This window comes from Vibrio owensii CAIM 1854 = LMG 25443, from assembly GCF_000817815.1.
Taxonomy (GTDB): Bacteria; Pseudomonadota; Gammaproteobacteria; order Enterobacterales; family Vibrionaceae; genus Vibrio; species Vibrio owensii.
In genome coordinates, this window is the sequence record NZ_JPRD01000035.1 from 41,484 (window position 1) to 52,685 (window position 11,202).

General features: G+C 45.8%; 10 protein-coding genes. 6 read left to right on the forward strand and 4 right to left on the reverse strand.

Annotated elements, in window-relative coordinates; genetic code table 11:
- The first annotated feature begins 38 nt into the window (after positions 1–38).
- Entirely contained in the window at positions 39–1,397 is a 1,359-nt protein-coding gene (locus H735_RS18655; protein WP_020196197.1) for a diguanylate cyclase, read from the forward strand.
- Between the two features lie 409 nt (positions 1,398–1,806).
- On the opposite strand, the gene H735_RS18660 is transcribed toward H735_RS18655, so the two are convergent.
- A complete protein-coding gene (locus tag H735_RS18660) occupies positions 1,807–3,363 on the reverse strand; it encodes a DUF3612 domain-containing protein (protein WP_027726692.1) in 1,557 nt (518 codons plus the stop codon).
- A gap of 174 nt (positions 3,364–3,537) precedes the next feature.
- Between H735_RS18660 and H735_RS18665 the strand changes: the two genes are divergently transcribed.
- A complete protein-coding gene (locus H735_RS18665; protein ID WP_005438204.1) occupies positions 3,538–4,116 on the forward strand; it encodes an aldolase/citrate lyase/malate synthase family protein in 579 nt (192 codons plus the stop codon).
- 118 nt (positions 4,117–4,234) lie between these two features.
- Here H735_RS18665 and gefA read toward each other — a convergent pair whose 3' ends face one another.
- A complete protein-coding gene (gene gefA / locus H735_RS18670; protein WP_020196199.1) occupies positions 4,235–5,248 on the reverse strand; it encodes a diguanylate cyclase GefA in 1,014 nt (337 codons plus the stop codon).
- A gap of 298 nt (positions 5,249–5,546) precedes the next feature.
- Between gefA and H735_RS18675 the strand changes: the two genes are divergently transcribed.
- The 3 genes from H735_RS18675 to H735_RS18685 are packed head-to-tail and all read left to right on the forward strand — an operon-like array spanning position 5,547 to position 9,150.
- Complete coding sequence (locus H735_RS18675; RefSeq protein ID WP_020196200.1) at positions 5,547–6,923, forward strand: DASH family cryptochrome; 1,377 nt, start codon at positions 5,547–5,549, stop codon at positions 6,921–6,923.
- Positions 6,899–8,443: a cryptochrome/photolyase family protein gene (locus tag H735_RS18680; protein WP_020196201.1), complete on the forward strand. Its 1,545-nt coding sequence runs from the start codon at positions 6,899–6,901 to the stop codon at positions 8,441–8,443. The genes H735_RS18675 and H735_RS18680 overlap by 25 nt, the downstream gene beginning before the upstream one ends.
- Positions 8,443–9,150 (forward strand): SDR family oxidoreductase, encoded by a 708-nt coding sequence (locus H735_RS18685; protein ID WP_020196202.1) that lies wholly within the window; start codon positions 8,443–8,445, stop codon positions 9,148–9,150. The genes H735_RS18680 and H735_RS18685 overlap by 1 nt, the downstream gene beginning before the upstream one ends.
- A 61-nt stretch (positions 9,151–9,211) precedes the next feature.
- Here the strand turns inward: H735_RS18685 and H735_RS30280 are convergent, their stop codons facing one another.
- Entirely contained in the window at positions 9,212–9,358 is a 147-nt protein-coding gene (locus H735_RS30280) for a DUF2256 domain-containing protein (RefSeq protein ID WP_005374142.1), read from the reverse strand.
- A gap of 37 nt (positions 9,359–9,395) precedes the next feature.
- Positions 9,396–10,538, reverse strand: coding sequence for a peptide-methionine (R)-S-oxide reductase MsrB (msrB, locus tag H735_RS18690; RefSeq protein ID WP_027726693.1), 1,143 nt, complete (start codon positions 10,536–10,538; stop codon positions 9,396–9,398).
- Between the two features lie 185 nt (positions 10,539–10,723).
- Here msrB and H735_RS18695 point away from each other — a divergent pair, with 185 nt between their 5' ends.
- Positions 10,724–11,122: an OsmC family protein gene (locus tag H735_RS18695; RefSeq protein ID WP_005438193.1), complete on the forward strand. Its 399-nt coding sequence runs from the start codon at positions 10,724–10,726 to the stop codon at positions 11,120–11,122.
- The last annotated feature ends 80 nt before the right edge of the window (positions 11,123–11,202 follow it).

An 11,202-nucleotide genomic window follows, 5' to 3' on the forward strand; every position in this document is an offset into this window, starting at 1 on the left:
CGCTTCGTGGCGAATCGCTACGAGCTAGTGGGGAACAAATGCGTTATTCACCCAGAAAACAGTGTTATTTTGCATTGTTCTTCCTCACTTTTTTTGCCTTGTCTGTTGGGGTTATCGAGCTGTTGCACCGAAACCAGCAAAACCTCCATCAAGAGCGAGTTCAAGTTGAGGCCAAAGAACAACTTTCCATTCTCCGTTCCAATTTGGAAGCGGAACTCATGGCTGACATCTACAACGCGAGCACACTTGCCACTCTCATCACTTTGCTACCCAACGAAGAAGAGCGCAAGCTGAATATCGCGGTTAACCGTATCCTGAACAAGAGTAAGCGCATTTCCGTTATTGGCATCGCGGAAAACGACATCGTTCGTTACCTCTTTCCTCTTCAAGGCAATGAGAGCGTTTTAGGTCTCGATTATCGCACCGTCCCTGAACAGTGGGTCCAAGTACAAAAGGCCAAAGACATTGAAGAGATATTCATAGCGGGACCAGTTAAGTTGGTGCAAGGCGGGTTAGGGCTGATTGTGCGAGTGCCTGTTTTTCGAGATCCGCCTTTCAATGATGATTATTGGGGGGTGATCAGCGCTGTTATTGACTTTGATAGCTTGCTCCGTGAAACCGGTGTGATTGATTTCTCTTACCGCTATCACATGACTATCAGCGGTTACGACAGTGGAGGTGAATTCGGTGATGTGTTTTTCGGCAAGCCAAGCAAAAGCGGGCAAATATACGCAAAAGAGCAGGTTCACTTCCCATACGGAGGATGGAGCCTCGCCGTTTACTCGGATGACCGGTTAGAGCAGCAAGTGCCTTGGTATATTTTACAATTGGCTCGCTTAGTCGGTTATCCCATCGTGTTAGCGATGAGTATTGCGTTGATTGTGATTTATCGCTTATACATCGTCGCCGATAGCCGAGCGTTGCACGATGAGCTAACGCAATTGCCAAATCGACGCTACTTTATGCAGTCATACAAGCAACAGTTCGAAATTGCGAAGCGCTACAAAAAGCGTTACAGCTTCGCTTTGATCAACATCGATCTCGACCATTTCAAACACATTAATGATACCTATGGCCATGATGCGGGTGATAAAGTGCTGGTGGCGTGTGCGGAGAGGATCAAAAGTAGTCTGCGTCGATCTGACATCGTGGCGCGGATGGGCGGTGATGAGTTCTTGGTGGTTGTACACAATCCAAAGACGGAAGAGAACATTCAAGCCTTGTTGAAGAAACTGAGATTTGCATTGTGCTCAACGCCAGTTATCTATGAGGAAGAGTTGATCTATTTACGAACCAGTATGGGGTACGCCATGTTCGACCCAGAAATGACCTCACCGCAGCAGATGATGAAAATCGCAGACGAGCGTATGTATCAACAAAAACACTATGGAGGGTAGCGTTTTAAACAAAGTAGGCTTGCAAAGCAACGTCTATAAGTGAAATGCAACGTTAGAATACAGACAGTTAGAGCCTCGTATACCTACGGGGCTTTTTCATTTTGACAGTCTTTCTTATTTAAACGCTGATTTGCTGATAAAGGGATTAGTAGCAATGTGTGCAGTAGCATATTTTGCATTGATTTGCATTTTGCAACTGCGATTTGCAAAATGTGTGCTCAATAAAGCACCAATATGCATCAAGATCGAAGAAAAAACGGAGTTTTAAAAGTTGGCACGCATCGTGCTTTATACAGAGTGACCCTTATTAAGCCGAGGGTCACCTAGCCAACTGACGTTGTTAGTGAATACACATTGTTCACAGATATATACCGCCAATCACCTTTATTGTGATTGGCGTTTTTTCTTTCTAGAGGTCAAGAATTTGCACCTCATCGCCCGTTTCCCCTGAATCGCCACATTTGTTGTAACAGCTTGGCTGTCTTGGACATACCGCACCTCTCGAACAAATCAAACGAGCTTGAGTTTGAATCCCACGTTCAATCCAGTTGATGTTGAGTATCTTAGCTATCGTGGTGAGATCTTTCTTAATGTGCTGAGGAATCACAGTACTACCGCCTGACGATACACATAAAGACTTCAACTCTTCTGCAATCGCAATAGCATCGCCACCTTGGGCTGAAATCGCAGGGTTGAGGTCTATACCTGCACACAGAACACGATTGTTACCGGCTGGGTCGAAGACGTTGACCGATTCACAGCAGTAGATGCGCGGCTCATTACCGACATTAAGAATCGAAATTTGCGCAGAACTGGTATCCAGTGGTTGGGACAAGCGACGGAATACCGCCCAATGCTGACAAGGGTCGTTTACTTTGCGCATGTTACCCCAAGGAAGCGGGATACCATTACCGCGATACACGGCTTTGAGTTTGCCTGGCCCATAAGCATCGAAGTAATGCCAGTGTGGGTAGGGTGACACCACCGTCATGCGACGCATTGCGACCGAAGGGGAAACGCCGGCTTTTTTATGAACATCGATTTCATAGCCAGAGCGGTCAAGCAACTGGCGAAATGGCACTTTAGGACACAACAAGGCACCAGCAAAGAAACTCGACTCAAAATCGCGCCATGCTTGCAGAATGTCTTGTGAGTTGAGCTCAGAGTTCGAAACCTGCGAACCACTTTGCTCCCAGTTGTTCTGATGCCCAATAGACAGCACGTTACTCATACCATCACTGCTGTGCAGCACTCGATGGCCGATGTAGACCGCTAAGTCGTACTTCAAACGTGTTGGGTAATCACGCATGCGTTTGTTGAGGTAAATCGTCCCCGGCGCTTCCATAAACGACGTGATCAACTGCTTTGCACTCACGCCAAGCTCATCAATCACATCTTGTGGTGCTCGGTCTACCCAGCGAATATCCAACCCCATGCTTTTCGCAATGTCGATCAGATCTTCCACTGACAGATTAAGTCGCTTTAAGCCCACTTCTTCCGCTGCCCGTTCTAAGTCTGGGAAGTGGTTTTGGTGGTTTTCTTGGTGTGCTCGAATCAATAGATGAGCAAATTGACGCCCAGTGATACCAGTTTGGGAGAGCATCTCTGGTATCGCGATTTGCAGGATATCGTTAGAGAACAGGAAGCTAGGTTCGAGCGCCATCCCGTTAATGCCGCCACGATTACCTTTGTTGGGCGTGATGGCTTCGAGCTCTGGCTCATCGTCCAAAAACCAAGCGGGTTCTTTTTGGAAAACTTCGGCGATCACTTCCAACATATCAATGCTCGGTACGCGTTTTCCACGTTCGATCATCGACAGATAAGAAACCGACGGCGCGTATTCAGGATTGATCCTAACGCAACGCGCAGACAAATCTTCCATCGTTAAATGGTTATTCTTCCTTAGGTTACGAATTTTCGTCCCTAAGAAGTGTGATTGGCGGATAAGACTTTTTGACACAGACATTTTGTAAAATTCACATTGTAAAATTTTTGTTGTGAAATTGTAGTCAAAATTTCGCTAGTCTACATAATGAGCAGGCAAGGAAATTAACCATCCACTTCACAGATTTGCCTGAAACTTAAACGGAAGTTTTAAGTTTTTACTCTAGGAAGAGTGTTTAAGTGCGAGGAAACGACGATGAATATGCTGAATTTCGATAAAAAAGACATCCAACAACAAGAACGCCCATTTATCGCTGAAGCCGTATTTGCCGTCGAGGCGGTAAGTGCTGAGCAGCAGAGCGAGAAACAAGTTAAGGCGAAGCAACTACTAGACCGTATGTTCCCATTGGAGAACGGTTCTCACCAAGACGTATCAAGCTACGTGATCGACTACCGCCATGTAATGGCTTACTTCAAAGACGGCACTCACAGCGGTCTTAAAAGCCCAAAGCATTTTGTAGCGTACACGGGTGAGAAAGAAGACCCTAAATCGATTCTGTTTAAAGACGAATCAGGTAGCCACGCAGAAGTGATGTTTGGTTGTCACAAAGGCACAGGTTGTGTGGAGTTGATGGACATCGACGATATCCAATTGGAAACACGCACCACCTTTAGCCCTGAACTAACCGGCAATGCACCAACTGCGATGCGCCACTGGATCAGCCTAATCAAAGGCGATAAGAAAGGTAAACCAATGGCATGCAGTGAAGACAAAGAATACACCGCGAAGAACGGCGATGATTACTTCTTAAGCTACTGCTACAGCATTGATTAATGATTTAAGAAACAAATAACAAGCCAGCCCAGGAAAGACAAAACCCCAAGCAAGCGCTTGGGGTTTTGTTTATATTTTTAGCCTGTGTGAATTGGTTTCGCTAGTTGCTTTACTGGCGTTACAGCGGCATCACGCGGTTGCGACCCAGCTGTTTTGCTTCGTAGAGCTGTTTATCCGCTTTGTTCACGAAGCTCTCTGGCGTATCACCCACTTCAAACTCCGCAACACCAAACGATGCGGTAATGCTTTGCACTTGAGTGCCAGAGCGTTTGTCACGGACACGAAGCTTCTCAATCATTCGACGCAAAGTGTCTGCGTATTGGCGCGCAATACGTAGCGACTTATTCGGGATAATAACGGCGAACTCTTCACCACCAAAACGATAAGCGCTGATACCATCACGGCAGCTTTGTTGCAGACGGCGTGCAATGGCTTTAATCACCGTATCGCCAAACAAATGGCCGTAGTTGTCGTTAAATGCTTTGAAGTGATCAATATCTAACATCACCAAGGTCATTGCTTGGTTACTGTCGATCAGCATTTGCAGGTCGTTATCGAAAGCACGGCGGTTGTACAGGTTTGACAGGCCATCAAACAGCGCGTCTTTTTGTACTTCAGCAAGCTGGTTTTTAAGACGGGAAATCTCTTCACTGGCCGTGGTGAGTTGGCTATTTAGGAATTTGGTGGAATGGCGGATCTCGCGGGATTCAACGACAAGCTGACGAACAACATTCATCACTTCTTCGATGCTTAGGCTGTTATCTTCAACTTTTTCTAGTTTGTTGAAGCTCTTGTCCACCATGTCTGAGAAGGATGAAGTATCCGTAATGGTGTCACTCATTGAACTAGAGACTTCACCCAATAGCACTTCGACGTTCGTTTTGAGCTCTTCTAAGCTGGTTTCAGCTTTGCTCGCCACATAGTTGTTGTAGAGCTGCTTATGCATAGCAGGTGGACAGACGTCATAATTCTCCAGAACCATATCTAACTCTTGGTTTAGTTCTGGGATCGTCTTGTCTACGTAGGTGTACCACAGCGCGTAGTTGGCAGGTGTCGCCGCTACGTGGTTCTTTATCATTAGTGGCACCGCTTTTTTTAGATTCGCGGTTGATTTCTTAAATTCGTCGGTCATTTCTGCGGTGTTACAAGCAAAATGGAATTAGGCTAAGGGTAACGGATATAAAACAATATCGCTTTAATTTTTGTCATTTTTGCTTGGTTTTCTTAAAAAAAATGAGCAAATAATCAAACAGTTTCATGAATGTAAGGTTTGATTATTAAATTTGATAAAATTATCCGTAACATTCTGTTTACTAAAGAGGTTTGTTTGATGGAGTTTTGAGCAATGTCGATGGCGCGCTGATCGTGACCAACGAAGATGCGTAAAAACTGGCATGTGCGCAATAGAAAAGAGTCAAAAGGAGCTTCTTTTGAACAAAACAATCGGACTGTACTGGTTTACCAACGATTTAAGATTGCACGACAATCCGCTCCTACTAAGAGCTTCTGCAGAAGTTGATTTGCTTATCTGCATATACAGCTATCCAAAGGTGTCCTCCTATCTAAAGCAATACGCACAAGAGCCGGAGTTCGGGTTTGCCAAACAGCAGTTTTTGGATGAATCGCTACATTGCCTAAATTTGTCTTTGAACGCACTTAATCAGCGTTTGCAGGTTGTTGACTTACATCCATACCAAGCGATCAAGCACGCTGCTGACAAACTTGGCGTGACGCACCTCTATGTGGATACGGTTGCTGGATCAGATGAGCAAGATGTGGTCGATAAGATTCAGGCAGAAGCGCCCCATTTAGTGGTTATTCAGAGTGAAGTACGTAGCTTGTTTTCTGTTGAAGATTTACCGTTTGAGCTTGAAGCGCTTCCTGATACCTTCACCAAGTTCCGAAAAAAGGTTGAGAAACTTGTTCTAACCGAACCTGTAGAAGCTGTAACAACGTTGCCTCCACTGCCAGATGGACTCGCACTGCCGACGTTGAGTTTGACCCGTGATGTCCAGCCAAGCCTGTTTACTGGTGGTGAGCGAGCAGGGCTTGAACATTGTCGTCAGTATTTTGCTTCAAAACTAGCAAGTGAATACAAACAAACGCGCAACGGTTTAGATGGCATGGATTACTCCACCAAATTCTCTCCTTGGTTAGCTCATGGGTGTCTTTCTCCGAAAACCATTTATGCCTTGCTTAAACGTTATGAAGCCGCGAACGGTGCAAATGATTCAACCTATTGGATTTACTTCGAACTGCTTTGGCGTGAATACTTTTATTGGTATGCCCGTCGATACAAGCGGCAGCTGTTCCGATTCGGTGGCATCCAAAATCAAGCACCACTCACCAGCTTTTATGCGCACCGTTTTCAACAATGGAAGAAAGGTGAAACGCCATTTCCCATCGTGAACGCGTGTATGCACCAGCTTAATGAAACCGGTTATATGTCGAATCGTGGCAGACAGTTAGTCGCCAGTTGTTTAGTGCATGAGCTTGGCCTCGATTGGCGTTATGGCGCGGCGTACTTTGAGTCACAACTGGTTGATTACGATGTGGCATCGAACTGGGGAAACTGGCAATACTTAGCAGGCGTTGGTGCTGATCCGCGTGGTTCACGACAATTCAACCTCGAAAAGCAAACCGAAATGTACGATCCGCACATGGAGTTTATCGATAGTTGGCAAGGTCGTTGTGTTGGTGCGCATTTGGATAGTGTAGACATGGTCGATTGGCCGATTGTGATGGGCAGCAGTGACAAAGCTTCGTCACCGGAGAAACCGTCATGCAATTTGAAACCGTACGATTGATCTTGGGCGATCAACTTAACAGTGAGCACTCTTGGTTTCAGCAACCGGATGAGCAAGTGCTTTACCTGATTGCGGAGCTCAAGCAAGAGAATACTTACGTCACGCACCATATTCAGAAAGTGTGTGCGTTCTTTTCTGCAATGGAACAGTTTGCGAAAGAGCGTCAGAGTGAGGGGCACCAAGTTTTGCATCTCACACTGGATGACACACAATCTTTCGACGATCTTGAGCAAGTCTTGCAACACTACGTGAGCGAAGTTGGTGCAAGTAAGTTTGAATATCAACGCCCCGATGAATACCGTTTACTAGAGCAGTTAGCCAAACTAAAGCTTGACGGGGTCGTGACGCGTTGTGTCGATTCGGAACACTTTTTGTTGCCGTTTGAAGAAATAGAATCGCAGTTTCCTCAAGGCAAACACATCATGATGGAGCACTTTTATCGCCGGATGCGAAAGCGCTTCGACATCTTGATGCAAGACGGAAAACCCGTCGGCGGAAAATGGAATTACGATGCCAACAACCGTAACAAGCTCAAAGCCAAAGACATTGAACAACTGCCACAACCTTTGATGTTCAGTACCGACGTGCGCAATATTACTGAGCGGTTGGCAAAACATGACATCAAAACCATCGGAAATCTTGAAGGGGACTTGTTGTGGCCGATTAATCGCGCGCAAAGCCTCTCTTTACTCGCGCATTTCTGCCAAGTCTGTTTGCCGTTATTCGGACGTTTTCAAGACGCCATGACAGGTCAGCACGATGCTAAGTGGAGTTTGTATCACAGCCGAATTTCATTCTCGCTCAACAGCAAATTGCTGCGCCCGAGAGAAGTCATTGATGCATCACTCAAGGCATTTCACTCCAACGCAGATATCGACATTTCTCAAGTCGAAGGGTTTATTCGCCAAATCTTAGGATGGCGAGAGTATATCCGATGCGTCTACTGGGCGAATATGCCTCATTACCCGAAAAAGAACGAGTTGAGCGCAGAAAGAAAGTTGCCAGACTTCTTCTGGAATGGCGAAACCAAAATGGCCTGTATGCGCAATGCGATTAGTCAGTCTCTCGATTATGCCTACGCACACCACATCCAACGTTTAATGGTGACTGGTAATTTTTGTTTGCTAACCGAAATCGACCCAGATCAAGTGGATGAGTGGTATCTCGGTATCTATGTGGATGCAATTGAGTGGGTAGAAATGCCAAACACTCGTGGCATGGCGTTGTTTGCGGATGACGGCATTGTTGGCACCAAACCTTACGCAGCGAGTGGCTCTTACATCAACAAGATGAGCGACTACTGCAAGGGCTGCCATTACGACAATAAATCGCGCAGTGGAGAAGGTTCGTGTCCGTTTAACAGCTTGTATTGGCGCTTTATGAACAAGCACGACAAGCGTCTCGCAACCAATCCACGAATCGGGATGATTTTCCGCTCTTGGGACAACATGGAAGAACAGCAACGCCAAGCGATACTCGATACCGCAGAGCATTACATAGAAAACGTGGAGAACTTGTGATGGAAATACTCATCATCGGTGGCAATGGTGGAATTGGTTTGGCGATGGTGCAAGAAGCCGCCGCTCTTTTCCCCCAAGCCCGAGTGCATGCTACCTATCGTAACCAGAGACCTGATTGGCAACACCCAAATGTCGTTTGGCATCAAGTGGATGTATCGCAAGAAGGGGAGGTAAAAGCGTTCAGTGAGCATATTGAACACGTCGATTGGTTGGTGAACTGCGTTGGTATGTTGCACACCCAAGAAAAAGGCCCTGAGAAGAATCTTAATTCGCTCGACGCAGACTTTTTTCAGCAAACCATCATGGTTAATACTTTGCCAAGTTTACTGTTGGCGAAATACTTCACGCCCAAGCTAAAACGCAGTACTGCACCCAAGTTTGCGACCATTTCAGCCAAAGTTGGCAGCATTAGCGATAATCAGTTAGGTGGTTGGTACAGCTATCGTGCATCGAAAGCCGCATTAAACATGTTTCTCAAAACCATGTCGATCGAATGGCAAAGAATGGTCAAACATGGCACGGTGCTTTCACTTCACCCAGGCACCACGGACACCGCTTTGTCGGCACCTTTTCAAACCAATGTGCCAGAGGGAAAGCTGTTTACACCGGAGCGAGTCGCCAAGGATTTATTAGGCTTGATAGAAAAAGCAACCCCGCAAGAGAGCGGGGCGTTTTGGGCTTATGATGGGACGTTATTGCCTTGGTAAGAGAACGCGTACAAACGTTAATACAAAGGAAATAGCGTTCTCCAGAGAGGTTCGGAGTGACCTACGTTTTCGTTGATTTATTTCTTCGGCAACGCTCAGAACAATAAACGATTTCCTCCCAATTTCGCGCCCACTTCTTTCTCCAAGAAAATGGACGCTGACAGACCGGACAGACTTTCATGGGAAGGTTGGATTTAAAACCTTTCATCGCGCTGAATGTTCACTCCTAATTTGGTTAAAACTAGCTACTTATCAAATAGGTACAGGTAATCGCCGTAGCCTAAACTCGCCATCTTGTTCACTGGTACAAACTCCATTGCAGCTGAGTTCATGCAGTAACGTAATCCCGTTGGCTTAGGACCATCTTTAAATACATGGCCAATATGCGAATCACCAAACTTACTGCGGATTTCTGTGCGCGGATAAACCAGTTTGAAGTCGGTTTTCTCTACGATGTAGCCTGGGTTAATTGGTCTCGTAAAGCTTGGCCAACCTGTGCCAGATTTGTACTTATCCGTTGATGAGAACAAAGGCTCACCAGTGACGATATCAACGTAAATGCCTGCTTCTTTGTTATCCCAATACTTGTTGTTAAAAGGACGCTCCGTACCTTCTTCTTGTGTCACGTAGTATTGAAGCTCAGTCAATTTAGCTTTGATTTCTTTGTCTGAAGGTTTCTCGTATACCTTCACCTTTGTCACCAATTCTTTTTCGTTGATAAGTTCACGCAGTGTTTTTGGGTTGTCTTTACGATCTTCACCAAACACTTCATCAAGATATTTATCGCGACCTGATGCGTAGCGGTAGTATTTGTACTTCAGGCTACTCTTCTTGTAGTAATCCTGATGGTACGACTCCGCAGGGTAGAACTTTTCAAACTCGATCAGTTCTGTTTTCAACGGTTTTGGATAGATCATCGCCTTGTCGATTTCCATCATAAATTGCTCAGCAATCTGTTTTTGCTCGGCGTTATGATAGAAGATCGCTGGGCGGTATTGGGGGCCACGGTCGACGAATGAGCCTTTGTCGTCAGTCGGGTCGATATGGCGGAAAAAGTAGTCCAACACTTGTTCGTAGTTCACGACAGCAGGATCGTACTTCACCTCAATCACTTCAATATGGCCTGATTTACCAGAAGAGACTTGTCGATAAGTTGGATTCTCTAAATCACCGCCTGAGTAACCAGAGACAACGTCTAACACGCCAGGCAATTGCTCTAAATCCGATTCGGTACACCAGAAGCAGCCACCTGCAAGTGTTGCGATGTCAGTTTTACCAGATGCGTTCATCTTATCCATGGTATCGGCGGTACCTGTTTTACTTAGCAAGATGAACAGTACAGGGAGTGTGAATGAGAATCCCACCAATAGCTTAGATACTTTCTTCATAACTTCCTCAAACGTCATTTTTCTCAATGAATGTTACGTAAGAAGACAGAAGTAAGAGCGAAAAAATTGCAGTGATTACGAAAAATTCTTTGCCCTTTCTCACAACAGGGCTACAGTAACGGCACGAAACAAGCGCTCATTGGTAGAAGGTTTCCGATGAGGCAAAAGCAATAATGAGGGAAACCATGCAAGCAGAAGTAAAATGGGTCGAAGACTTTAAATTCCTTGGTCAGTCTCAATCTGGTCACTCAGTCGTGATGGATGGCAATGGCGGTGCAACGGCACCAAGCCCAATGGAAATGGTGTTGATGGCTGCTGGTGGTTGTAGCTCTGTGGACGTTGTTGATGGTCTAAAATCAGCGGGCCAGAAAGTGGCTTCTGTCAACGCGAAACTCACCACGGAACGTCGTGAAACGGCTCCACGTATCTTCACTCAGGTGAACATTCACTTTGAAGTCTCTGGTGAAGCACTAGACCCAGAAATCGTTGCTAAAGTGGCGGCGGACTCATTAGAAAAATACTGCTCAGTATGTCTAATGTTGGGTGAAGGCGTTGAGATGACTCACAGCTGGGAAATCGTATAACTCCGACGTGACACAACGACAAAATAGGAAAGAGAAAAGCCCGTGCTTTTCTCTTTTTTTATTTTCAACCCTAAACCACC